General features: G+C 72.6%; 18 protein-coding genes. 7 read left to right on the forward strand and 11 right to left on the reverse strand.

The genetic code is table 11. The annotated features are described in order from the left end of the window. Window positions 1-94 precede the first annotated feature (94 nt). From AC0ZLC_RS00595 to AC0ZLC_RS00620, 6 genes are all read right to left on the reverse strand, one after another. Window positions 95-1,471, reverse strand: coding sequence for an 8-oxoguanine deaminase (locus AC0ZLC_RS00595; protein WP_476749829.1), 1,377 nt, complete (start codon window positions 1,469-1,471; stop codon window positions 95-97). A 176-nt stretch (window positions 1,472-1,647) separates the two neighbouring features. Continuing rightward, window positions 1,648-2,595 carry a factor-independent urate hydroxylase gene (gene pucL, locus AC0ZLC_RS00600; RefSeq protein WP_476749830.1) on the reverse strand — a complete coding sequence of 316 codons (948 nt, stop codon included), beginning with the start codon at window positions 2,593-2,595 and terminating at the stop codon, window positions 1,648-1,650. A gap of 5 nt (window positions 2,596-2,600) precedes the next feature. Next, entirely contained in the window at window positions 2,601-2,990 is a 390-nt protein-coding gene (gene uraH, locus AC0ZLC_RS00605; protein ID WP_358851569.1) for a hydroxyisourate hydrolase, read from the reverse strand. Further along, window positions 2,987-3,502, reverse strand: a complete 516-nt coding sequence (uraD, locus tag AC0ZLC_RS00610) for a 2-oxo-4-hydroxy-4-carboxy-5-ureidoimidazoline decarboxylase (RefSeq protein ID WP_476749831.1) — start codon at window positions 3,500-3,502, stop codon at window positions 2,987-2,989. The genes uraH and uraD overlap by 4 nt, the downstream gene beginning before the upstream one ends. A gap of 200 nt (window positions 3,503-3,702) precedes the next feature. Continuing rightward, on the reverse strand, window positions 3,703-4,071 hold the full coding sequence (locus AC0ZLC_RS00615; protein WP_476749832.1) for a helix-turn-helix domain-containing protein: 369 nt from the start codon (window positions 4,069-4,071) through the stop codon (window positions 3,703-3,705). After that, complete coding sequence (locus AC0ZLC_RS00620) at window positions 4,068-4,319, reverse strand: YkoF family thiamine-binding protein (protein ID WP_476749833.1); 252 nt, start codon at window positions 4,317-4,319, stop codon at window positions 4,068-4,070. Before AC0ZLC_RS00620 ends, AC0ZLC_RS00615 begins: the two co-directional genes overlap by 4 nt. 137 nt (window positions 4,320-4,456) lie before the next feature. Here AC0ZLC_RS00620 and AC0ZLC_RS00625 point away from each other — a divergent pair, with 137 nt between their 5' ends. The 3 genes from AC0ZLC_RS00625 to AC0ZLC_RS00635 all read left to right on the forward strand — a co-directional run bounded on the left by AC0ZLC_RS00625 (window position 4,457) and on the right by AC0ZLC_RS00635 (window position 7,930). Then, window positions 4,457-5,296 carry a TIM barrel protein gene (locus tag AC0ZLC_RS00625; RefSeq protein WP_476749834.1) on the forward strand — a complete coding sequence of 280 codons (840 nt, stop codon included), beginning with the start codon at window positions 4,457-4,459 and terminating at the stop codon, window positions 5,294-5,296. Window positions 5,297-5,388: 92 nt separating this feature from the next. Next, window positions 5,389-6,282, forward strand: a complete 894-nt coding sequence (locus AC0ZLC_RS00630) for a 2-hydroxy-3-oxopropionate reductase (protein WP_476749835.1) — start codon at window positions 5,389-5,391, stop codon at window positions 6,280-6,282. A gap of 190 nt (window positions 6,283-6,472) precedes the next feature. Continuing rightward, the gene (locus tag AC0ZLC_RS00635) at window positions 6,473-7,930 is read left to right on the forward strand and encodes a catalase (RefSeq protein ID WP_476749836.1); all 1,458 of its coding nucleotides are present in this window, start codon (window positions 6,473-6,475) and stop codon (window positions 7,928-7,930) included. A 757-nt stretch (window positions 7,931-8,687) separates the two neighbouring features. On the opposite strand, the gene gcl is transcribed toward AC0ZLC_RS00635, so the two are convergent. Next, window positions 8,688-10,472, reverse strand: a complete 1,785-nt coding sequence (gene gcl, locus AC0ZLC_RS00640; protein ID WP_476749837.1) for a glyoxylate carboligase — start codon at window positions 10,470-10,472, stop codon at window positions 8,688-8,690. Window positions 10,473-11,024: 552 nt separating this feature from the next. On the opposite strand from gcl, the gene AC0ZLC_RS00645 reads away from it, so the two are divergent. After that, a complete protein-coding gene (locus AC0ZLC_RS00645) occupies window positions 11,025-11,807 on the forward strand; it encodes a hypothetical protein (RefSeq protein ID WP_476750205.1) in 783 nt (260 codons plus the stop codon). A 95-nt stretch (window positions 11,808-11,902) separates the two neighbouring features. Here AC0ZLC_RS00645 and AC0ZLC_RS00650 read toward each other — a convergent pair whose 3' ends face one another. Both AC0ZLC_RS00650 and AC0ZLC_RS00655 read right to left on the reverse strand, forming a co-directional pair. Next, complete coding sequence (locus AC0ZLC_RS00650; protein WP_476749838.1) at window positions 11,903-13,525, reverse strand: AMP-binding protein; 1,623 nt, start codon at window positions 13,523-13,525, stop codon at window positions 11,903-11,905. Further along, window positions 13,522-15,225 carry an AMP-binding protein gene (locus AC0ZLC_RS00655; RefSeq protein WP_476749839.1) on the reverse strand — a complete coding sequence of 568 codons (1,704 nt, stop codon included), beginning with the start codon at window positions 15,223-15,225 and terminating at the stop codon, window positions 13,522-13,524. Before AC0ZLC_RS00655 ends, AC0ZLC_RS00650 begins: the two co-directional genes overlap by 4 nt. Before the next feature lie 101 nt (window positions 15,226-15,326). Here AC0ZLC_RS00655 and AC0ZLC_RS00660 point away from each other — a divergent pair, with 101 nt between their 5' ends. Both AC0ZLC_RS00660 and AC0ZLC_RS00665 read left to right on the forward strand, forming a co-directional pair. Beyond that, window positions 15,327-16,175: a LuxR C-terminal-related transcriptional regulator gene (locus tag AC0ZLC_RS00660; RefSeq protein WP_476749840.1), complete on the forward strand. Its 849-nt coding sequence runs from the start codon at window positions 15,327-15,329 to the stop codon at window positions 16,173-16,175. 613 nt (window positions 16,176-16,788) lie between these two features. Then, window positions 16,789-19,599 carry a helix-turn-helix transcriptional regulator gene (locus tag AC0ZLC_RS00665; protein ID WP_476749841.1) on the forward strand — a complete coding sequence of 937 codons (2,811 nt, stop codon included), beginning with the start codon at window positions 16,789-16,791 and terminating at the stop codon, window positions 19,597-19,599. Window positions 19,600-19,935: 336 nt separating this feature from the next. Here the strand turns inward: AC0ZLC_RS00665 and AC0ZLC_RS00670 are convergent, their stop codons facing one another. Beyond that, a complete protein-coding gene (locus AC0ZLC_RS00670; RefSeq protein WP_476749842.1) occupies window positions 19,936-21,321 on the reverse strand; it encodes a winged helix DNA-binding domain-containing protein in 1,386 nt (461 codons plus the stop codon). Window positions 21,322-21,467: 146 nt separating this feature from the next. Here AC0ZLC_RS00670 and AC0ZLC_RS00675 point away from each other — a divergent pair, with 146 nt between their 5' ends. After that, a complete protein-coding gene (locus tag AC0ZLC_RS00675; protein WP_476749843.1) occupies window positions 21,468-22,628 on the forward strand; it encodes a magnesium and cobalt transport protein CorA in 1,161 nt (386 codons plus the stop codon). 39 nt (window positions 22,629-22,667) lie between these two features. Here the strand turns inward: AC0ZLC_RS00675 and AC0ZLC_RS00680 are convergent, their stop codons facing one another. Continuing rightward, entirely contained in the window at window positions 22,668-23,459 is a 792-nt protein-coding gene (locus tag AC0ZLC_RS00680) for an MBL fold metallo-hydrolase (protein ID WP_476749844.1), read from the reverse strand. Window positions 23,460-23,645: the final 186 nt, after the last annotated feature.

A 23,645-nucleotide genomic window follows, 5' to 3' on the forward strand; every position in this document is an offset into this window, starting at 1 on the left:
CACGCGCGCTCCCCGGACACGGCCACCACGGACCCCGCTCGGGTCCATGGCCACCGGCCGAGGGCCGTCCCCCTCGGCCGGAGCTCTGTGGTTGTCAGGCCTGCGCGGTGATCCGCGCGAGGCGCTGCGCCTCGGCCCGCGTGGAGCGGGCGACGGCGTCCTCGTCGACGTTCAGGAGCCGGCTGTCCTCGACGACCGGCCTGCCGTTGACGAGCGAGAGGGTGACCGGGGCGGCCGCGCCGAAGACCAGCGCGGTCACCGGGTCGGCGATCGAGGCGTGGGCCAGGGTGTCCAGCTTCCACAGCACCAGGTCGGCGAGCTTGCCCGCCTCCAGGGAGCCGATCCGGGTGGCCCGGCCGAGGACCTGGGCGCCGCCGTACGTGCCGAGGCGCAGCGCCTGGCGGGCGTTCAGGGCGGTCTCGCGGTGGGCGCCGAGGCGGTTGATCAGCAGGGCGTTGCGCAGTTCGGTGTGCAGTTCGCCCGACTCGTTGGACGCCGTGCCGTCGACACCGAGGCCGACGGGGACGCCGGCCGCCAGCATGTCGGGAACGCGCGCGATGCCGGCCGCCAGGCGGGCGTTGGACGAGGGGCAGTGGGCCACACCGGTCTTCGTGCGGGCGAAGGCGGCGATGTCGGAGTCGTTCATGTGGACGCAGTGCGCCATCCACACGTCCTCGCCGAGCCAGCCGGTGGACTCGAAGTACTCGGTCGGGCCCATGCCGAACAGTTCCTTGCAGAACTGCTCCTCCTCCACGGTCTCCGAGCCGTGCGTGTGCAGCCGTACGCCCTTGCGGCGGGCCAGTTCGGCGCCCTGCCGCATGAGTTCGGTGGAGACGGAGAAGGGCGAGCAGGGCGCGACGGCGATCTGGGTCATGGCGTCGAAGGACGCGTCGTGGTGCTCGTCGATGGTCGCCTCGGTGGCGGCCAGCGCCCCTTCGAGGGTCTCGACGGCGAAGTCGGGCGGCAGCCCGCCGTCCTTCTCGCTGCGGTCCATCGAGCCGCGGGCGAGGGTGAAGCGGACGCCCGTCTCGCGCGCCGCCCCGATGATGGCGCCGGACAGGTCGCCGGAACCCTTCGGGAAGACGTAGTGGTGGTCCATGGCGGTGGTGACACCGCCGCGCGCCATCATGGCGAGGGAGCCCTGCGCGGCGGCGTAGGCCATCTTCTCGTCGATGCGCGCCCAGGTCGGGTAGAGCGCCACGAGCCAGTTGAAGAGGTTGTGGTCCGTGGCGAGGCCGCGAGTGATCCACTGGTAGAAGTGGTGGTGGGTGTTGACCAGGCCCGGGGTCGCCAGGTGCCCGGTTCCGTCGACGCGACGGACCACGTTCTCCAGGTTCTCGGGGGCCTTTCCGGCACCCACCGACTCGATTTTGTTGCCGGCGACGACGATGTAGCCCGAGGCGTACTCGGTGTCGCCCGCGTCCACGGTCGCGATGGCGCAGTTCTCGATGACGATGCGCTCGACTGCCACGGCGGTTCCTCGTTCTTCCCATCGGCGGACGGACCCGGGGGTCGAGCGGGGTGACGACCGGGTCCGTGGTGCTGTTGTTGCGCAGATGCCCCCGCTCTCCCCCTGGGATGTCGACGCCGGCGCACGCGTCGGGGGCGGTGGTACCGCGGCGGCCCTCGTCGGCCGCCGGCGCGGTACTACAGGTTGGTGAGGTCCACCGGGATGTGCGGCTCGCAGCCGTCGCGCAGGATGGTGGCCTCGATGAGGCCGTACGGGCGGTCGGCCGCGTAGTAGACCTCGTTGTCGTTCTTGAGGCCGAAGGGCTCCAGGTCGACGAGGAAGTGGTGCTTGTTCGGCAGCGAGAAGCGGACCTCGTCGATCTCACTGCGGTGGTTGATGATGCGCGAACCCATCTGGTACAGGGTCTGCTGGAGCGACAGCGAGTACGTCTCCGCGAAGGCCTGGAGCATGTGCTTGCGCACCTGCTCGTACGACTTCTCCCAGTGGGGCATCCGCTGCTCGTCGTCGGTCCAGTTGAACCGCCAGCGCGCGGACACCTGCGTCGCCAGGATGCGGTCGTAGGCCTCCTTGAGCGTCGTGTACCTGTCCTTGACGTAGCCCCAGAACTCGGAGTTCGTCGAGTTCATCACGACCAGGTCCTTGAGGCCGGAGACGACCTCCCACTTCTCACCGTCGAAGGTGATCTGGGTGACCCGGGTCTCCTGCCCCTTGCGCACGAAAGAGTGGTTGACCTCGTCGGCGCCGATGAACTGCGAGTTCGCGTCCGACGTCGCGATGCGGTCCCAGGCGTACTCCTCGATGCGGATGCGCGCCCGGTGGATCGGCTCCTGCGAGGTGACGAAGTGCCGCGCGAGGTGGATGCCGAACTGCTCGGCGGACTCGATGCCGTACTCCTTGGCGAAGGCGTACACCGTGTTCTTGGTGGTGTCCGTCGGCAGGACGTTCGCGTTCGAGCCCGAGTAGTGCACGTCGTCCATGTCGCCGCTGAGCGCGACGGAGACGTTCAGGTCCTTGATGTGGTGCGTGTCGCCGTCACGCGTGATCTTCACGACGCGGTTCTCGGCCTTGCCGTACTGGTTCTGTCCCAGCATCGTCATGCGGGCAGGGCGGGATCGGTCTGTCATGTCTGCTAGCTCCCTCGGTAAACGGAGTAGCCGAACGGGTTGAGCAGCAGCGGTACGTGGTAGTGCTCGCCCGGTACGACGGCGAAGGTGATCGCCACCTCGGGGAAGAACGCACCGCTGTCCCGATTCGCGGGGGCGTCCTGCTGCGCATCGGCTTGCTTCTTCTCGAAGTACGGCTCGACGGCGAAGTCGAGCCGTACGTGGGTCGTCCCCTCCGGCAGTGCCGGCAGGTCCTTGCACCGTCCGTCCGCGTCCGTCGCGGAACCGCCGAGCGGGCGCCAGTCCGCTTCGCGTCCGCCGCGGGCGGCGAGACGGACGGCGACGCCCCCGGCGGGGCGCCCTGCGCTGGTGTCCAGGATGTGGGTGGACACGGAGGCCGTGCTGTCGGTGCTCATGCCTGCTCTTCCTGTACGAGGCCGGTCAGCCGGATGCGGTTGATCTTTCCCAGTTCGGTGCGGACGATCTCCCGCTCCTGCTCGGGCGCGTTGCCGATCCGCTCTCTGACCGCGTCGCGCATCTGCTCGCCGGTCCGGCCGGTGGCGCAGATGAGGAAGACGTGGCCGAACTTCTCCTGGTACACCAGGTTCAGTTCGAGCATCTCCGTCCTCAGCTCCTCGGAGGCACCGGCCATGCCGCGCTGCTCCCGCGAGGAGGTCGGGTCCCCCGGCTCGGGGCGCCCGATCGGCGGGTGCCCGGCCATCGCCTCCGCCAGGTCCGCGGGGGTCAGCTCGGCCGTCGCGGCGTCGCTCGCGGCGAAGAGGTCGTCGGCGGTGGCGTAGGGGCGGCGGGCGAGCAGGGTGCGCGCCCACGCCGTGGAGGCGCAGACCTCGTGGAGGGTGGCGCGAGCCGCGTGTTCCTCCAGGGCGTTGAACCGGGCGAGGCCGCCGGGTGTCGTACTCGAAGTCACGGGAAGCCTCCGTGGCCTTGTGCTGGACGGGCTGCGGACAGCTAACGCCCTCGGAAACACCACGTCAACACTTTGTTGAAAAATGCGGGTAACAAAAACCGCCGTCCGGGCGACACGGACGGCGGCTCACCGCGGGCGGGGCGACCGGGGCCGAGTCGGCCGCGTTTCCCCTGGTCAGACCTTTGCACCCCGCGACGCGGTCAGGATTCCTTCTCGCGATTCAGGTAGTTGTAGACGGTGAAACGGCTGACGCCCAGCGCGCTCGCGACCGTCTCCACGCCGTGGCGCACCGAGAAGGCGCCCCGGGCTTCCAGTATCGCCACGACCTCCTGCTTGGCCTTGCGGTCGAGCTCGGCCAGGGGCTTGCCCCGCTTGCGTTCGAGGGCGGCGAGGATGCGGTCCAGCGAGTCGGCGAGCTGCGGCAGCCGTACGGCGACGACGTCCGCACCCTCCCAGGACAGCACGACGTCGTCGGCGCCGGCCTCCCCGGGCGCCAGCATCTCGCCGCCCATGGCGTCGACCAGCGGCTTGACCGCCGTGACGAAGGGGTCGTCCCCGGTACCGGTCACCTATCGCCCTCCCCGACCACGTTGACCTGGAGCGAGACCCGGGTGGCGCCCGCCTCCAGGGACCTGCGCAGCAGGGCGCCGACTGCGGTGAGCACCTCGTCGGCGGCACCCTCCGCGGTGTTGCCGAACGGGCCGACGTCCACGGCGTCCAGCTCGGCCGCCTCGACGACCTCACGGGCGACCAGCGCGTGCCGCGGCGCCTCGTCGAGGTCGAAGGGCTCGGTCGTGAACTCCACTCTCAATCGCACCCGCTCAACCTACTGCGCGGTGTCGATTTTCCCGCAGCCCCCTCTTGACAAGGCGCGACACCCAGCGGCAGTCTTCCATTAAGCAGAAACGAACTTCCGCAATACGGAATATCGATACGGAAGGGAGCGCCGACCCCATGGGATTCGCAGAGCAGCGCTTCAACGTCAACCTGTCGATCCTCTTCACGGAACTCCCGCTCCTGGAGCGCCCCGCGGCCGCCGCCGCGGCGGGCTTCACCGCGGTCGAGCTGTGGTGGCCCTGGGCCGACTCCCCCACCCCCGAGCAGTCCGCGCTCGACGACCTGAAGAAGGCGATCGAGGACGCGGGCGTCCGGCTGACGGGCCTGAACTTCTACGCCGGGCAGCTGCCCGGCCCCGACCGGGGCGCCCTGTCGCTCCCCGGCGCGGAGTCGGAGAGGTTCCGCGCCAACATCGACGTGGCCGCCGCGTTCGCCGAGTCGCTCGGCTGCACGGCGCTGAACGCCCTGTACGGCAACCGCGTCAAGGGCGTGGACCCGGCCGAGCAGGACGCGCTCGCCCTGGAGAACCTGGTGCTCGCCGCGCGGGCCGCCGACCGGATCGGCGCGATTCTCCTCATCGAGACCCTGAACCAGCCGGAGTCGCCGCGCTATCCGCTGGTCTCCGCCCCGGCGGGCGTGGGCGTGGTCGACAAGGTCAACGCGGCGACGGGACTCGGCAACGCCAGGTTCCTCATGGACCTGTACCACCTGTCGATGAACGGCGAGGACCTGCCGTCGGCGATCGAGCGGTACGCCGACCGGACCGGGCACGTGCAGATCGCCGACAACCCGGGCCGCGGCGCACCCGGCACCGGCTCCCTCCCGCTGGAGGACCTCCTCGACCGGCTCGCGAAGGCCGGGTACGCCGGCTGGGTCGGCCTGGAGTACAAGCCGGGCGACCGGCCGAGCGCGGAGGCCTTCGACTGGCTCCCGCGCGAGGCCCGCGCGGCCCGCTGACCACCGCCGGACGGCACGCCCGGACGCACGGCGACGCGACCGCGCCCCGCGGCAACCCCCAGACGCAGCACAGCAGTCAGAGAGGCACCCGCATGAGCAGCACCCTTCCCAAGATCGCCTGGATCGGCCTCGGCATCATGGGCTCCCCGATGTCGGAGAACCTGATCAAGGCCGGATACGACGTCACCGGCTTCACGCTGGAGCAGGACAAGCTGGACCGGCTGTCCGCGGCCGGCGGCAGGGCGGCGGGCTCGATCGCCGAGGCCGTGCGCGAGGCCGACGTGGTGATCACCATGGTCCCGGCCTCCCCGCAGGTCGAGGCCATCGCGTACGGCCCCGACGGCATCCTGGAGAACGCGCGGTCCGGTGCGCTTCTGGTCGACATGTCCTCGATCACCCCGCAGACCTCGGTGGACCTGGCCGAGGCCGCGAAGGACAAGGGCATCCGCGTCCTGGACGCCCCGGTGTCCGGCGGCGAGACAGGGGCGATCGAGGCCGTGCTCTCGATCATGGTCGGTGGTGAGCAGGCCGACTTCGACGAGGTGAAGCCGGTCCTCGACGCGCTCGGCAAGACCATCGTGCTGTGCGGTCCGCACGGCTCCGGCCAGACCGTGAAGGCCGCCAACCAGCTGATCGTCGCCGTGAACATCCAGGCGTGCGCCGAGGCCGTGGTCTTCCTGGAGAAGTCGGGCGTGGACCTGAAGGCCGCCCTCGACGTCCTGGGCGGCGGGCTCGCCGGCTCCACCGTACTGACGCGCAAGAAGGACAACTTCCTCGACCGCGACTTCAAGCCGGGCTTCCGCATCGACCTGCACCACAAGGACATGGGCATCGTCACGGACGCCGCCCGCAACGTCGGTGCCGCGCTGCCGGTCGGCGCCGTGGTCGCCCAGCTCGTCGCCTCCCTGCGCGCGCAGGGCGACGGCGGCCTGGACCACTCCGCGCTGCTGCGCGCGGTGGAGCGCCTCTCCGGCGCCCGGCTCTGATCCGGCGGCCCCCACAGTCTCCGGGCGGCGCCGCCGCTGACACCTGTCCTGTCGCGCCCAGGCGTCGGCGCCGCCCGGTACCAGCCCCGACCACCGGACTTCAACAAACTGTTGACGTCCAGATCGCCCCGAACCTAGGCTCCACGAAGCGGAAGCAGCTTTCCGCTGCCCCTCGTACGGAAGGTCCACGATGTCGAAGCGCGTGCTTACGACCGAGTCCGGCGCTCCGGTCGCCGACAACCAGAACTCCGCCACCGCCGGCGTCGGCGGCCCGCTCCTCCTCCAGGACCAGCACCTGCTGGAGAAGCTCGCCCGGTTCAACCGCGAGCGCATCCCGGAGCGCGTGGTGCACGCCCGCGGTTCCGGCGCGTACGGCTACTTCGAAGTGACCGACGACGTCACGGACTTCACGTACGCCGACTTCCTGAACACCGTCGGCAAGCGCACCGAGCTCTTCCTGCGCTTCTCGACCGTGGCCGACAACCTGGGAGGCGCGGACGCGGTCCGCGACCCGCGCGGTTTCGCGGTGAAGTTTTACACCGAGGAGGGCAACTACGACCTCGTCGGCAACAACACGCCGGTCTTCTTCATCAAGGACCCCGTCAAGTTCCCCGACTTCATCCACTCCCAGAAGCGCGACCCGTTCACGGGCAGGCAGGAGCCGGACAACGTCTGGGACTTCTGGGGCCACTCCCCCGAGGCGACGCACCAGATCACCTGGCTGATGGGCGACCGCGGCATCCCGGCCTCGTACCGCCACATGGACGGCTTCGGCTCGCACACCTACCAGTGGACCAACGCCGAGGGCGAGGCCTTCTTCGTCAAGTACCACTTCAAGACGAACCAGGGCGTCCGCTGCCTGTCCACCGAGCAGGCCCAGGACATCGCGGGCAAGGACCCCGACTCCCACCAGACGGACCTGCTCCAGGCCATCGAGCGGGGCGTCAACCCGTCCTGGACCCTGCACGTCCAGATCATGCCGGCGGCGGACGCGGCCGAGTACCGCTTCAACCCCTTCGACCTCACCAAGGTGTGGCCGCACGCGGACCACCCGCTGCGGCGCGTGGGCCGGCTCGTGCTGGACCGCAACCCCGACAACGTCTTCGCCGAGGTCGAGCAGGCCGCCTTCTCCCCGAACAACTTCGTCCCGGGCATCGGCCCCTCCCCCGACAAGATGCTCCAGGGCCGGCTGTTCGCCTACGCGGACGCGCACCGCTACCGCCTGGGCGTCAACCACACCCAGCTCGCGGTCAACGCCCCGCGGGCGACGGTCGCGGAGAACTACGGCCGCGACGGCCTGATGGCCGCCAACCCGCAGGGGCGCGCGGCGAAGAACTACGAGCCGAACTCGTACGAGGGCCCGGTCGAGACCGGCCGCCCGCTGTCGGCGCCGCTCGCGGTCCACGGTCACACCGGTACGCACGAGGCCCCGTCGCACACCAAGGACGACCACTTCTTCCAGGCGGGCGAGCTGTACCGGCTGATGTCCGCGGACGAGAGGTCCCGGCTCGTCGCGACCATCGCGGGCAGCCTCTCGCAGGTCTCCCGCGACGACGTCGTCGAGAGGAACCTCGCCCACTTCCACGCCGCCGACCCGGACTACGGCAAGCGCGTGGAGGAGGCGGTCCGCGCCCTGCGCGAGGACTGACCCCAAGGACGCCCGCGACAGCCGAGGACCCGGATGAGGGGTGGTCCACCGGCTGCTCCGGGCAGGACGGGGGCCGCGGCGGCGTGCGAGCCAGTGCGGTGGTGCAGGCCCGCGGACTCCCTTCTCGACCTGAGAGAGGGAAGTCCCGGTCCCGTCGCATCCGCCGCGGTCCCCCACCCACCCCCCTTGCCGGGGGTGCCGCAGACTCCGTCCGGCGGCGCGAACGCCCTGTCGCGCCCGGCCTCGCGCCGTCGGACGGCCACAACCACACAGCCCACCGGCCCAGAGCGCCGGGTACGGACGGTCCCGTACCCGGCGCTCCGCTGTGCCCGGGACCGGCCAGGGGGGATGTGTCCGGGCCCGGCGGCGAGTGCGTCCGGGTCCCGCCGGCGAGTGCGGCACGGCGGTGCGCCGTCCGCCGCAGCGGGGCCGGTACGTACGCAAGCGGGCGTACCTGGCCTACGGAACCCTCAAATCAACCTCTGAACAACGGCGCAGGGCTTCAACTCGCCCCGCCAAAGGCACATCCTCGGCATATGAGGCCCGCCGTCACGGGGGCGGCAGGCCTCACACCGGGGGAAGCACCACAGCACGGGGGAAGCACGACGGCGCGGGGGGAGCACCACAGCACCGCCGCACGGGGGATGCATCACGGGGACGGGAGCCGCGGGGGACGCGGGTCCCGGGCAGGCGGAAGGGCGGCTCACCGGTCGGTGAACCGCCCTTCCGGCCGTCGTGCGGGGAGGAGCCGCCGGCGTCAGACCTTCAGCGTCCTGACCGAGGTGGGCGCGTGACCCGGCTCGGTCGCGAGCTCCTCGAACTCGACGACTTCACTGATGTCGTTCGTCCTGCTCATCGCGATGTTGGTGACGCGCTCCAGGACGGCCTCCACGACCACCGGCACCCGGTACTCGGCGGCGAGCTTCTTGGCCTGCTCGAAGGCGGCGCCCAGCTCGGCGGGGTCGGTGACCCGGATCGCCCTGCAGCCGAGGCCCTCGACGACCTTGACGTGGTCCACGCCGTAGACGCCCAGCTCCGGGGAGTTGATGTTCTCGAACTCCAGGTTGACCTGGAAGTCGATGTCCAGGCCGAGCTGCGCCTGCCGGATCAGGCCCAAGTAGGCGTTGTTCACCAGGACATGGACGTACGGGATCCGGTGCTGGGCGCCGACGGCCAGTTCCTCGATCATGAACTGGAAGTCGTAGTCGCCGGAGAGCGCCACGACCTGGGCCTTCGGATCGGCCTTGGCGACGCCGAGCGCGGCCGGGACGGTCCAGCCGAGCGGGCCCGCCTGGCCGCAGTTGATCCAGTGCCGCGGCCGGTGGACGTGCAGCATCTGGGCGCCGGCGATCTGCGAGAGCCCGATGGTGGTGACGTACCGGGTCTCGGGGCCGAACGCCTTGTTCATCTCCTCGTAGACGCGCTGCGGCTTGATGGGGATGTCGTCGAAGTGGGTACGGCGCTGGAGCGTCGCCCGGCGCTCCTGCGCGGACGCGGCCCAGGCGGAGCGGTCGGGGAGCCCGCCCCGGGCCTTCAGCTCGCGGGCCACCTCGACGAACAGCTCAAGCGCGGCCTTCGCATCGGAGGCGATGCCGTAGTCCGGTGCGAAGATCCTGCCGATCTGGGTGGGCTCGATGTCGACGTGGACGAACTTCCGGCCGGCCGTGTAGACGTCCAGCCTGCCGGTGTGGCGGTTGGCCCAGCGGTTGCCGACGCCGAGGACGAAGTCGGACTCCAGGAACGTCGCGTTGCCGTAGCGGTGCGAGGTCTGGAGGCCGACCATGCCGGCGTTCAGCTCGTGGTCGTCGGGCAGTATGCCCCAGCCCATGAGGGTCGGGACGACCGGAGTGCCCGTCAACTCGGCGAATTCGACGAGCAGGTGCGAGGCGTCCGCGTTGATCACGCCGCCGCCGGCGACGATCAGCGGGCGCTCGGACTCGTTGAGCAGGGTGATCGCCTTCTCGACCTGGGCACGGGTCGCGGCGGGCTTGTAGACCCCCAGCGGCTCGTACGTCTCCGGGTCGAACTCGATCTCGGTGAGCTGCACGTCGATGGGCAGGTCGACGAGGACCGGGCCCGGCCGGCCGGAGCGCATCAGGTGGAAGGCCTGCTGGAAGACGCCGGGGACCTGCGCGGCCTCCAGCACCGTGACCGCCATCTTGGTGACCGGCTTGGCGATCGAGGCGATGTCGACGGCCTGGAAGTCCTCTTTGTGGATCACGGCGGTCGGGGCCTGGCCCGTGATGCACAGGATCGGGATGGAGTCGCCGGTCGCGGAGTAGAGACCGGTGATCATGTCCGTGCCGGCCGGTCCCGACGTACCGATGCAGACGCCGATGTTGCCCGGGTGGGTCCGGGTGTAGCCCTCCGCCATGTGCGAGGCGCCCTCGACGTGCCGGGCGAGGGTGTGGCTGATCCCGCCGGAGGCCTTGAGCGCCGCGTAGAAGGGGTTGATCGCCGCGCCCGGGACACCGAACGCGTCGCTGACGCCCTCGCGCTTGAGGATCTCGACTGCCGCGCGGGCAGCGGTCATACGAGCCATGGAGTACTCCTGCTTCGCCGGCGGATTCGCGCTCCCGTCGCGCCCCTCGGAGAGCCATGTGATCCGTGTGAACCCCGCACCACGCATTCCGTAATGCGGAAAGTAACTTCTACTATCTGGAAGCAATGTAAGTGGCGGGCCGACGAGCCGTCAAGAGTGGGCGACGTGCCCGGACGCGGGTGCGCCCCGGCCTCGTCCGGTTCCCGGCCGTCGGGCCGTTCCGCTGACCGGAGAGGGTCGGCAGGAGGACGATGGGGGCGCTGTCCCGATGCCACGTCGTCACTGGAGTGGGTCATGGCCGAGAGCGTCCCGGTGCGGTGCCCGGCCTGTCGCCGCGAGCACCGGTACGCCGCGCCGTCCTACCCGTGCGAGTGCGGTGCGCCGGTCACGCCGCCGCTGGACCGGCGCGCGGCGCCGGTCGCCGTCACCCACCGCGTCTGGGCGGAGGACTGGGTCACCGTCCGCTGCGGTGCCTGCGGACGCGAGCACGAGTGGCCCCACCCGGAGCTGGACTGCCCGTGCGGCACGGCCCTGCGCATCCCGGTGCCGAAGATGCCGGCCACCCCGCCCGCGGGACCGAACCCCGGCTCCGGCGCTGCCACGGGCGAAGACTTGGGTGCCGACTCCGGACGGGACACCGCGTCCGGCAGCGGCATCGGTGCCGGGACCGACGCCGACACCGGCACCGGTCCCGGGGGCGCCGTGTCCGGGGACGCGCCCCGCGGTGGTCCCGGAGGCGCCGTGAACGGGGACGCGCCCCGTGGTGGTCCCGGAGGAGAGCGTGGCACCGGCGCCGACGGCCGGTCGGGGGGCGGCCGCGGCGCCGCTTCGGGTGCGGGGCCGTCCGGCGGGACCCGGACCGGGACGGGCCGGTCCTGGCCGTCGGCCTCCGGCCCCGCGTCGGTGGGCCGCGCCCACCGCGGCCCGCTGCCCCGCGTCGCCGGCCCGGCCCGCCGTGCCGCCTTCCGGCCCGTCACCATCAGGACGGCCCGGGACGCCGTCACCGCCGCCGCCCTCTATCTGCGCTGGCTCGGGTACCGGGATGTCAGGCGGGCGGACCAGCGGCCGCCGTCAGGAATCGGGCTCGCGGCCCGGGGCTTGGTGGCTCAGGTGGATCCGACCGTGCGTCCGGCCGCGCCGCGGGACGTGGAGTGCCTGTGGCTGACGGCCATGACGGAATCCGCGCAGTGCGTGTACTTCTCGCTCGCCGGCTACGAGGACGAGGCCCGCAGCCGCGCCGACGCCCTGCACGTCGCCCTGTTCGTCCTCGACCTCACGGGCACCCCGCAGCCGGTCAACGGCAGCGCCGACGAACTTCTCGCGCCGCGGGCCTGACCGCGACGGCGGCCCCTTTCACTGCGGCGCGGGCCGGGCCGCGCGCGGGACGGTCCACTCCCCGTGTGCGGGCCGGCCCGCGCACACGGCACGGCCTACTCCCCGTACCCCTGCCGCAGTTCGATCTTCCGCACCTTGCCCGACACCGTCATCGGGAAGGACTCCAGGATCCGCAGCCGGCTGGGGATCTTGTAGTGCGCGAGCTGCCCCTCGCAGAAGGACCGCAACTCCTCCAGCGTGAGCGGGTCCCCGGGGTCGCGGGGGATGACGCAGGCGAGCACCTCCTCGCCGTAGCGCTCGTGCGGCACGCCGACCACCTGGACGTCGGCGATCTTCGGGTGCGCGTAGAGGAACTCCTCGATCTCGCGCGGGTACACGTTCTCGCCGCCCCGGATGATCATGTCCTTGATGCGGCCGACGATCTCGACGTAGCCGTCGTCGCGCATCACGGCCAGGTCGCCGGTGTGCATCCAGCGCCCCGGGTCCACGGCCTCCGCGGTCTTCTCGGGCTCGTCCCAGTAGCCGAGCATGACGCCGTAGCCGCGGGTGCACAGCTCGCCCGCCGAGCCGCGCGGCAGCGTCACTCCGTCCACCGGGTCCACGATCTTCACCTCGATGTGTGGCAGGACCCGGCCGACCGTGCCCGTGCGGTGTTCCAGATCGTCGTCGTGGCGGGTCTGGAGCGACACCGGCGAGGTCTCCGTCATGCCGTAGCAGATCGACACCTCCGCCATGTGCATCTCGGCGACCACCCGCTTCATCACCTCGACCGGACAGGGTGAGCCCGCCATGATCCCGGTGCGCAGCGACGACAGGTCGTACGCCGCGAAGTCGGGGAGGTTCAGCTCCGCGATGAACATGGTCGGTACGCCGTACAGCGAGGTGCAGCGCTCCTGCTGCACCGCCCGCAGTGTCGCCGCCGGGTCGAAGGAGGGGGCCGGGATCACGATGCAGGCGCCGTGCGAGGTGGCGCCCAGGTTTCCCATGACCATGCCGAAGCAGTGGTAGAAGGGCACCGGCAGGCAGACCCGGTCCTGCTCGGTGTAGCCGACCGTACGGCCCACCCAGTAGCCGTTGTTGAGGATGTTGTGGTGGGACAGCGTGGCCCCCTTGGGGAAGCCCGTGGTGCCCGAGGTGTACTGGATGTTGACCGGGTCGTCGCAGCTCAATCCAGCTTCCTGCGCGATGAGTTGTTCCTCCGTCACCGAGGCGGCCGCCGCCGTCAGCGCGTCCCAGGTCGGGTCGCCGATGTAGACGGTCTCGCGCAGTCCGGGGCACTTCCCGCGGACCTGGTCGACCAGGGCGCGGTAGTCGCTGCCCCTGTGCCGCTGCGAGGCGATCAGGACCGAGATCCCCGCCTGCCTCAGCACGTACTCCACCTCGTGGGCACGGTAGGCCGGGTTGATGTTCACCATGATCGCGCCGATGCGGGCGGTCGCGTACTGGACGAGCACCCACTCGGGGCAGTTCACCGCCCAGATGCCGACCCGGTCGCCCTTGAGCACACCCTTGGCGAGCAGGCCGCGCGCCACCTCGCCGACCGCGGCGCCGAACTCGGCGTACGTCCAGCGCCGCCCCGACTCCACGTCCACCAGGGCGTCGCGTGCGGGGTGCGCGGCGACCGCCCGGTCCAGGTTGGCGCCGATGGTGTCGCCGAGCAGCGGTGTCGTACTGGTGCCGTGGGCGTAACTCGCTTCGACGGCCGCCGAGTTCGTCATCGAAAGTCCTCCTCGCGGTACTCCGCTGCGGAACCCGCGGCGGTGGCCTCGCGCAGCTCGATCCGGCGGATCTTGCCGGAGACGGTCTTGGGCAGCGCGCCGAACTCCAGCCGGCGGATGCGTTTGTACGGGGCGAGGACGCGGCGCGAGTGCTCGAAGAGCACCTTCGCGGTGTCCGGGCCGGGCTCCCAGCCCGCCGCCGGCACCACGTACGCCTTCGGGACCGCGAGCCTCAGCTCGTCGGGGGCGGGGACGACGGCCGCCTCCGCCACCGCCTCGTGCTCCAGCAGGGCGCTCTCCAGCTCGAAGGGAGAGATCTTGTAGTCGCTCGCCTTGAACACGTCGTCCGCGCGGCCCACGTACGTGATGTATCCGTCGGCGTCGCGGGAGCCGATGTCACCGGTGCGGTAGTAGCCGCCGGCCATGACCTCGGCGGTGCGGTCGGCGTCGCCGTGGTAGCCGGTCATCAGGCCCACGGGACGGGCCGAGAGGTCCAGCGCGATCTCGCCCTCCGACGCCCCCGGCGCACCCGACACCGGGTCGAGCAGTTCGACGCGGAAGCCCGGGCTCGGCCGGCCCATCGAGCCCGGCTTCAGGGGCTGACCGGGACTGTTGGAGACCTGGACCGCCGTCTCGGTCTGCCCGAAACCGTCCCGGACGCTCACGCCCCACGCCCGGCGCACCTGCTCGATGACCTCGGGGTTCAGCGGCTCCCCCGCGGCGAGGGCCTCGCGCGGCGGGGTGCGCAGCGCGGTCAGATCGGCCTGGATGAGCATGCGCCACACGGTGGGCGGAGCACAGAAGGTGGTGACACCGGCGCGGTCCATCTCAGCCATCAGGCGGGCCGCGTCGAAGCGCGTGTAGGTGTGGATGAAGACGGTCGCCTCCGCGTTCCAGGGCGCGAAGAGGTTCGACCAGGCGTGCTTGGCCCAGCCGGGCGAGGAGATGTTCAGGTGCACGTCGCCGGGCTCGAGCCCGATCCAGTACATGGTCGCGAGGTGGCCGATCGGATACGAGGTGTGCGTGTGCTCGACCAGTTTGGGCCGGGCGGTGGTGCCCGAGGTGAAGTACAGCATCAGCGGGTCGTCCGACCGGGTCGGCCCGTCCGGCTCGAACGCGGCGGAGGCGTCGTACGCGTCCTCGTACGGGCGCCAGCCCCCGCGCTCGTACGACTGCCGCTGCCCGGGCGGGCAGCCGACCGCGATCCTGGTGTAGTCGCCCGGCACCTCGGCGAACTTGCCGGTGTCCTCGGCCCGGACGACGACCTGCCGGACCCGGCCGCGCTCGACGCGGTCCCGCAGGTCCGCGGGGCCGAGCAGCGGGGTCGCCGGGATGACGACGGCGCGCAGCTTCATCGCGGCGAGCGCGGTCTCCCACAGCTCGACCTGGTTGCCGAGCATGACCAGGATGCGGTCCTCGGCACGGACGCCCTGGGCGCGCAGCCAGTTCGCTGCCCGGTCGGAGCGCTCGGACATCTCGGCGAAGGAGACGAGGGTGCGCCGGCCGTCCTCCTCGACGAGGTGCAGGGCCGTCCGGTCGTTGCCCTCCGCGATGACGTCGAACCAGTCGAGGGCCCAGTTGAAGTACTCCGGGCGGGGCCAGTCGAATCCCTCGTAGGCGCCCGCGTAGTCCTCGCGGTGTGCCAGCAGGAAGTCCCGTGCGCTCCGGAAGTCGTCCGTCGCGCTCGTCTTCGCCGTCATGTGTCCTCCTCGTTGCCGGACAGCCACCTAACATCGTGTAATCCGTGATGCAGGTCTCACCACCCCCGAACGGGGGTGCGCCGCGATGAAGGGGCGAGCACGTGGCAGCTGATCCGGCCGAGGCGGCCGAGATGCGGGGTGCGCTGATCCGGCTGCGGCGGACGACGGGGCTGCCGGTCGCCTTCGGCGGCCTGGTCGAGCCGGGGCGCCGGCAGGTGCGCATCAGCGTCCTCAGCGGTACGGCGACGGCCGCGCTCAGCGCGCTCGCGGTGTCGTCGGGCAACGGCCTGGGCGGCAAGGCGGTCGCCCTCGCCCGGCCGTGCGCGGTGACGGACTACTCGTCGTCGCGCCACATCAGCCACGAGTACGACGCCGCGGTCGCCACGGAGGGGCTCTGCTCCGTCCTCGCGGTGCCCGTCGTCGTCCGGCGCCGGGTGCGCGGTGTCCTGTACGGCGCCCTGCGGACGGCCCGGCCGCTGGGCGACCGGACGCTGGCCGCGGCGGTGGAGGCGGCGCGGGACGTGGAGCAGGCGCTGTTGTTGCGAGAGGAGGCGCAGGGTCTGCTGGCCGCCACGCGTGCGGCCGGTACGGCCTCCGGGGCGGTGTGGGAGGAGGTGCGGGAGGCGCACGGTGCCCTGCGGGCCCTGGCGCCCCGCGTCGAGGACCCGGCGCTGCGCGCCGAGCTGCTGCGGGCCTGCGGCCGCCTGGCCCACGCGGCCTCGCGCGAGTCCGCCGGGCCCGGCGGCGCCCCGGGCCCCGGGCTGGCCCCCCGGGAGGTCGACGTGCTGGCGTGTGTCGCGGCGGGGTCGACCAACGCGGCGGTCGCCGAACGTCTCGGGCTCCGCCCGGAGACCGTGAAGGCCTATCTCCGCTCGGCGATGCGCAAGCTGGGCGCCCATTCCCGCACGGAAGCGGTGGTCGCTGCACGGCGGGCGGGGCTGCTGCCGTAGAGGCACCGCGGGGCGCGGGCCGGGGTAGGCGGCGGGACGGCCGACGTGGCGCCACGTTGTCATTCGGGTCCTGGCTGCTGACGGGACGCGCGTCCGCTCTCGGCGACGCGGGAACTTCCCGCGCCGGGCCGGGCCGGGACCGACAGGGGCTGCGGCTGCCGGGCCCGGGAACGGTAGGCGTTCAGGGCCCGGGGCCCGGTCGGGTGCGCGCTCCGGGTGCGGGTGCGGGTGCGGTGGTGCGGACGCGGGTGCGGTGGTGCGGGACCGGGCTGTTGCTGGGACGCGCGTCCGCGTTCGGCGCGGGCCCCTCACCGAGGCGGGCCAGGATCGGCAGCGGCTGCCGGGCCCGGGAACGGTGTGCGCCCCGGGCCCGGGGCCCGGTCGGGTGCGCGCCGATGCGGGTGCCGTGGGGGCCGGCGCGGGTGCCGTAGGGGTCGGCGCGGGTGCCGTGGGGGCCTGCGTGGTTTCCGGAATGCCCCTTGTTCAGCCGGTGCGGCACCGAAAGGCGTTATGCCGAGCTCTTGTTATTTCCCTCACCTCCGCGACCGTCCGAAATCAAGCGGTCCGTTGCCTAATATTGGCCGGACGCGACGCACGAGGGGAGCGGTGACCCGTGACAGGGGACTTCAAGGAGCCTGTGAGACCCCGCCCCGACCTGGTCATCGGCCGGAAGGACCTGTTCGCGGGCGCCCGCGAACAGCTCTCCCGCGGGGGCAGCGTGCTCGTCCACGGACCGGCGGGAATAGGAAAGTCGACCGTGCTGCGGGCCCTGGCGGCGGAATACGCCGACGCGGCCCGGACCGTCCTGCGCTGCTCGGCCACCGAATCCGAATCCCATCTGCCCTTCCTCGCCCTGGCCGACCTCCTCGGCCTCGTCCTCGACGAGGTGTCGGACACCCTGCCCGCCCCGCAGCGCACCGCCCTGGAGTCCGCGCTCACCGGCCGCGGCGAGTCGACCCTTCAGCGCGGCGGTCTCGCCCTGCGCCTCGCGGTGCTGTCCGCGCTCCGCGCCCTGGCCGCCCGCGGCCCGCTGCTGATCGTCGCCGACGACCTCCAGTGGCTGGATCCCGCCAGCACCGAACTCCTCGGCTTCGCCGCCCGGCGCCTCGGCGAGATGCCGGTGCGGATGCTGTGCGCGGTCCGCACGGAGGCCGAGCCCGAGACCCACCGGCACGACCCGCATCTGCGCGTGCTGCCGCCGGACACCCTCGCCGTACGCGTCGACGCGCTCTCCCACCCGCAGGTCGCCGAACTGCTCGGTCACCGCGGTTACACCGGCCTGCCCCGGTCGGCCGTGCGGGACATCCACCGCACCAGCGGGGGCAATCCCCTCTTCGCACTGGAACTCGGCCGGGCCCTGGCCGAGAATCCGGCCGCCCCGCGACCGGGCGAGCCGCTTCCCGTGCCGACCTCGCTGCGCGCACTGGTGCTGCACCGTATCGGGATGCTGTCGGCCGAGGCCCGCCGCACCCTGCTCGTGGCGAGCGCGGGCGCCCGTCCCACCCAGGCCCTGCTCGCCGCCGCGGGGCGCGAGAACGCCGAGACGGAGACCGCGTCGGCCGCCGCGCTCGGACTGCTGGCTCCGGAGCGGGAGGGTCCGGGAATCCGGTTCGCGCATCCCCTCATCTCGGCCGCCGTCTACGCGGAGGCCACCCCCCAGGAGCGGCGCGCCGCCCACGCCGCGCTGTCCACCGCGGCCTCCGACCCCATCGAGCGGGCCCGGCACCTCGCCCTGGCCACCACCGGCACCGACTCCGAGGTCGCCGCCCGGCTGGGCGAGGCCGCCGCCGCGGCCCGGGACCGCGGCGCGCCGTCGGTCGCCGCGGACCTCGGGCTGCTGGCCGCCCGGCACACCCCGGCGGACACCGTCCCGGGCCCGGACGAACGGCGGCTGCAGGCGGCGGAGGACGCGCTGACCGCCGGCGAGACGGATCTCGCCCGGGACATCGCCCGGGAGGTCCTCGGCCGTGCCACCGGGGCCGCCGATCGCGTACGGGCCTGGATGGTCGTCATCGACGCGGCCGGGCAGGCCATGGCCGAGGTGGACGCGGTCTTCCCGCAGGCCCTCGCCGACGCGGGCGAGGACCCCGGTCTGCTCGCGCTCGTGCGCTACCAACTGGCGTGGCGGGCACTGCTCCTGGAGGGCGAGACGGCGAAGGGCCGCGAGGAGGCGGCCCGCGCCGCGGAGCTGGCCGAACGGGCCGGGGACCGGCGCACCGAGCTGCTCGCGCTGGCGTTCCAGGCCCAGATGGAGACCATGATGGGCCACCCCGACGCGCCCGAGACCATCAAGCGGGCCATGCGGGAGCCGCAGGACCCGCGGGTGGCCTGCGACCACAACGGCGCCGGCGCGGCCCGCTTCCGCTGGCTGATCATGGGCGACCGGCTCGCCGAGGCGCGGACGACGATCACCGCGCTGCTGCGCGAGGTGCGCCGGCGCGGGATGGTCGAGAGCGAGGTGCACTTCCTGCGCGGGCTCGCGGAGACGGAACTGCGGGCCGGGCACTGCGGCCGGGCCCTCGACCTCGCCCGGGAGAGCCTGCGCCTGGCCCGGGACACCGGGATCGGGGAGGCGGCCACCGCCATGTTCACCTCACTCGCGGAGGCCGCGGGCGGCGACCTGGACCGGGCGCTCGCGCTGGCCCGGGAGGCGGTGGAGCGCGCCGAGGAGGACGGCGACGTGATCTACCTGTCGCGTGCGCTGGGCGCCCTCGGGCACGCCCACCTGGTGGCGGGGGACGCGCCGGCGGCCGTAGGGGCACTGCGGCGGGTCAGAGAGCTGGAGGAGAGTCTCGGGGTCACCGATCCGGCGCGCGGCCGCTGGCACGGGGACCTCGCGGAGGCGCTGGTCCTGATCGGCGAGCCGGCGGAGGCGCAGGACGTCATCGACACCACGCGGGTCCGTGCGCTGCGGCTGGGGCGGGCGAGCGTGCTGGCCCTGCTCGACCGGGCCGAGGCCCTGGCGCGCGCGGCCCGCGGTGAAGGCGGCGCCGCCGTACGGCAGTTGGCGTCGGCGCAGGACCGGCTCGCCAAGCTGGGCTACGGACTCGAGGAGGCGCGGGCCGCGTACGCACTGGCCGGGCTGCGCCCGCAGCGGCCGGGTCCGGCGTCGTACGACGAGGCGGTGCGGCTGTTCCGGCGCTGCCGGGCCCTGCCGTGGCTGCGCCGGGCCGAGGCGGCCGCCACCGCGCCTGCGGCCCCGGCCGCGCCGGTGACCGCCCCCGTGGCGCTGGACACGCTGGCCGCGACGGAACGCCAGGTCGCCGCCCTCGTCATGGAGGGCGCCACCAACCGTGAGATAGCGGGGCGCCTGTTCATCAGCGTCAAGACGGTCGAGGCCACCCTCACCCGGGTCTACCGGAAGCTGGGGATCCGGTCGCGGGTGGACATCGTCCGGCTGGCGGCCGGGGGCCGCACCGGGTGAGGGCCGGGCGTACGGGACGTGCGAACCCGGCCGGCGGGAGAACCCTCTCGCCCCGGGGCGCGGCCGTGCGGAGGTTTGCCCGGCACGACCGAGGGTTTTCCCTTCAACACCCGGCTAGGGGCGCTCCCCCCTTGGAACGGCCGGGCCCTGCCTTCTAGCGTGAGGGCGTGCCGCTCGGGCACGGGGAGCCGACCACTTCCGTCAACTCATGGCGCCCACAGACATCCTGAGTACCGCTCAGGTATGAACCGGGGGGCGTCGCGGGCCTCCACGAGCGGCCCGCGACGCTCCCCTTCCACCTCCCCGGCCGTCCCGCGAGCGCGGACCCGGACGGCCCTACGACGTCACGGCGCCGAAGCGGATGGCGTGGGGCCCCTCGCCGGACATCACCCCGAGCATCCGCTCGGCCTCCGCCACGACCTCGTCCCGCTGGGCCCCGCTCAGCGTGCCGAAGGGCTCGATGGTCAGCGCGTCGCCCTGCTGCCGCCACACGCCCGCGAGGAAGCCGTCGACGAGCAGGGTGCAGTAGGCCTGGTTGCCCTGCCAGGTGCGCCCCTTGAGGTCGCCGGGCACCACCCGGGACCGGTCGGCGTGCGAGAGGAGCAGGTTGTCGAACTCGGGCAGGAAACGCGGCGGGGCCGGGGTGTCCGCTTCCGGGCGGGGCGCGTCGGGGAGGTCGAAGAGCTCGACGCCGTTCTCGTCCCGGAAGGTGACCAGCTCGGGGCGCAGCCGGTCGAAGACCTCGCGCAGCCGCGTCAGACCGGCCCAGGTCTGCATGTCCTTGACCGAGGCGGGCCCGAAGGCGGCCAGGTAGCGCCGTACGGTCGCGTCCGGCGCGGGCACCGGTTCCGAGGCGCGGCCGAACCAGCGTTCGGCGGTGGTCAGCGCGACCTGACCGCTGCGGCCCCACAGCCCGCGCGGGGTGACCTGGACGAGCGGCAGCCGGCAGCGGGCGGCCACCGACAGCGCGAACGGGTCGGCGTCCGGCCACTCGACGAGCAGCGCCTCCCGCAGCTGCTTCATGGTGCGGGGTTCGGCCTCGACCAGCTCGCGGCCGACGGCGGCCAGCCGGTCCAGGTCGACGCCCGCGAGCCCCTTGCGGAAGCCGTTCAGCTCCCGGTCGCGGGCGGCCTGCACGAGCGGCCGCAGGGTGAGGCAGTCGTCCGCGGTGTGGGTGTGGATGGTGGAGCGCATGGTGACGATCCGTGCGACCTCGCGGTCGGCCATGAGACGGGACAGATCCTGCGGCGTGAAGTCGGCAAGGCGGGCGGCGAGGGCGTAGTACGGCGGTTTCACGTTCTGCGCCTGGAGCCCCAGGAGGTGCCCGACGGCGTCCTTGGCGCCGAGTCCGGAGCGGCGCAGCAGAAGCTGCCGGTCGAGGGTGGCACGGTTCAGCGCGCGGACGCCGAGCACGGGCGCGGACCTGCCCGCCCCGCGGGCGGTGGCCCTGCCCGCCCCGCCGGGAGTCGCCCTGCCGGTCCCCCCTGCGGGCCTCCCCGCCCCTCCGCACTCCGACCTGCCCGCCCCGGCGCGCGCGTTCACGTCCGTCCCGCCGGGCGCGGAGCTGCCTGTCCCCCCTGACGCGGCCGTCCTGGCCGCCGCACCAGTCGCCCCCGGCGTCTTCGGCGTCCCCGGTCCGCTCGGCGTGCCCGGCTTGCTCGGCGTGCCTGTCGTGCTGGGCGTCTTCGTCATGCTCCGCACGCTAACGCTCCTCGCGGACACCTTCTGTCCGCAACGGGCGGGTGTCCCGTCCCGAAGGCCGCCCGTACGCCTTCCGTACGGCCCCCGGCCCTCGCACCGACGCCATATACCCCGTATATCCTGCTCCGTGATCATACCTACGCACGGCGAGGGCGGGAGGCAGCACGATGTCGGAACGCCGCGTACGCCCGGACGCGCCGAGTGCCGGGAAGTCCGGCTGGCGCCGGGCGCTGACGCCGACGTCCTCGCCTCCCGCGAAACGGCGGCCCCCGGAGCCCGCCCCGCAGGCGGCGGAGACCGCCGAGGTCGCCAGTGTCGTCCAGGCGGCGCTGTACCGGGACGGGGTGCGCGTCTCGACGCCGGCTTCACTCGCGGACACGTTCCGCGAACTGCGGGACGCGCCCGACGGCATGGCGTGGATCGGTCTCGCCCGCCCCACGGAGACCGAACTCCTCTCCCTGGCCGCCGAGTTCGATCTGCACCCGCTCGCCGTCGAGGACGCGATGGAGGCGCACCAGCGGCCGAAACTGGAGCGTTACGGCGAGACGCTCTTCGTCGTGCTGCGGGCCGCCCGCTACCTGGACGCGGCGGAGGAGGTCGACTTCGGCGAGCTGCACGTGTTCGTGGGCCCCGACTTCCTGATCACGGTCAGGCACGGCGCCGCGCCGGACCTCTCCGCGGTGCGCCGCCGCATGGAGGACACCCCGGAGCTGCTGAGGCTCGGCCCGGAGGCCGTGCTGTACGCCATCCTCGACTCCGTCGTCGACGGCTACCTCCCGGTCGTCACCGGCGTCCAGAACGACATCGACGAGATCGAGACGGAGGTCTTCCGCGGCGACCCGGAGGTCTCCCGCCGCATCTACGAACTGTCCCGCGAGATGGTCGAGTTCCAGCGGGCCACGCGTCCCCTGGTGGGCATGCTGCACAGCCTGATGGCCGGTTTCGCCAAGTACGGCACCGACGAGGAACTCCAGCGCTACCTGCGGGACGTCGCCGACCACGTCACCCACACCAGCGAGCGCGTGGACGGCTTCCGGCAGGCCCTCGCGGACATCCTCACGGTCAACGCGACTCTGGTCACCCAGCAGCAGAACGCGGAGATGCGTGCGCTGGCGGAGGCGGGCTTCGAGCAGAACGAGGAGATCAAGAAGATCTCCTCGTGGGCCGCCATCCTGTTCGCCCCGACCCTGGTCGGCACGATCTACGGCATGAACTTCGACCACATGCCGGAACTCCACTGGCTGCTCGGCTACCCGTTCGCGATCGTCCTGATGGCCGTGGTGTGCACGAGCCTGTACGTCATCTTCAAGCGCCGCGACTGGCTCTGAGCAGGCACCGCGGGAGCCACGACGGGGTCGGGCCGTCGGTCAGGCGGTGATGTCGGTAGCGGTTCCCAGAGGCAGCCAGCGGAAGCTGTCGCGGATGTCGGCGGGTGCGGCGGCCAGGTGTCGCTCGACGGCGGCGCGGCCTTCGCGGAAGTGCTGCCAGCCCTCGTAATGGACGGGGATGGCCGTGCGGGGCCGCAGCAGACGGCAGAGGTCCAGGGCCTCTGCGGCGGTCATCGTGTACCGGACGGGGCCCGTGACCGGGAAGCGCACGCCTCCCAGGTGCAGCAACGCGGTGCCCACCGTCAGCCGCCGGGCCACCTCCCGCAGACCGTCGTACAGCACGGTGTCCCCGGAGATCCACAGTGCGCCGTGCTGCTGGCCCTCCCAGGTGAGGGCGAAGCCGGTGACATGCCCGGTGATGGGGCGGGACAGCGGCAGACCATGCCGTGCGGGAGTGGCCGTGACGTGGATCGTGGGGCGGTCCGGCGCGTGCAGGCTGGTGCCCGACCAGGAGGCCAGGCCGCGGGCGTTGCCGCCCAGGCGCCGCGCACCGGCCGGCGTGGTGAGGACGACGTCCGCCCTGCCGAGCAGCGCACGGCCGGCGATGTCGAGGTTGTCGCCGTGCTGGTCGTGGCTGAGCAGAACGGCGTCGATGGGCGGCAGTTCGGAGGCGGCGACGGCAGGACCGGTCTGTTTGCGGGAGAACGCGCCCCAGCCGAAGCTGTAGCGCCGGCCTGCTTCGTCGAAGGTCGGGTCGGTCAGCAGCCGCCAGCCGCCGACCTCGATCAGAGTGGTCGGGCCGCCGACGTGGGTGATGCGCAGATCGCTCATGAAGATGCTTCCTTCCGGGGCCGGGGCGGGAGCACACGCCCCGGGGGGTGACTGTGCGGCTCGGACGGGGTGAGCCCCCGGCCGTGGGCCCGGGTCCACGGCCGGGGGCCGGACGTTCCGGGCGGGCAGCCGGGGCGGGCGTCCCGGAGCGCGAACTCCTCGCCCGGCCGGGGCCGTTGCTTGCGT

The organism is Streptomyces sp. GLSS-08 (assembly GCF_056387915.1).

Coding starts and splice junctions, on each gene's coding strand:
- AC0ZLC_RS00635 (WP_476749836.1), top strand. CDS start 6,473: ATGTCGAAGCGCGTGCTTACGACCGAGTCCGGCGCTCCGGTCGCCGAC.
- pucL (WP_476749830.1), bottom strand. CDS start 2,595: ATGACAGACCGATCCCGCCCTGCCCGCATGACGATGCTGGGACAGAAC.
- AC0ZLC_RS00625 (WP_476749834.1), top strand. CDS start 4,457: ATGGGATTCGCAGAGCAGCGCTTCAACGTCAACCTGTCGATCCTCTTC.
- AC0ZLC_RS00680 (WP_476749844.1), bottom strand. CDS start 23,459: ATGAGCGATCTGCGCATCACCCACGTCGGCGGCCCGACCACTCTGATC.
- AC0ZLC_RS00650 (WP_476749838.1), bottom strand. CDS start 13,525: ATGACGAACTCGGCGGCCGTCGAAGCGAGTTACGCCCACGGCACCAGT.
- AC0ZLC_RS00675 (WP_476749843.1), top strand. CDS start 21,468: ATGTCGGAACGCCGCGTACGCCCGGACGCGCCGAGTGCCGGGAAGTCC.
- AC0ZLC_RS00630 (WP_476749835.1), top strand. CDS start 5,389: ATGAGCAGCACCCTTCCCAAGATCGCCTGGATCGGCCTCGGCATCATG.
- AC0ZLC_RS00655 (WP_476749839.1), bottom strand. CDS start 15,225: ATGACGGCGAAGACGAGCGCGACGGACGACTTCCGGAGCGCACGGGAC.
- AC0ZLC_RS00645 (WP_476750205.1), top strand. CDS start 11,025: ATGCCGGCCACCCCGCCCGCGGGACCGAACCCCGGCTCCGGCGCTGCC.
- uraH (WP_358851569.1), bottom strand. CDS start 2,990: ATGAGCACCGACAGCACGGCCTCCGTGTCCACCCACATCCTGGACACC.
- gcl (WP_476749837.1), bottom strand. CDS start 10,472: ATGGCTCGTATGACCGCTGCCCGCGCGGCAGTCGAGATCCTCAAGCGC.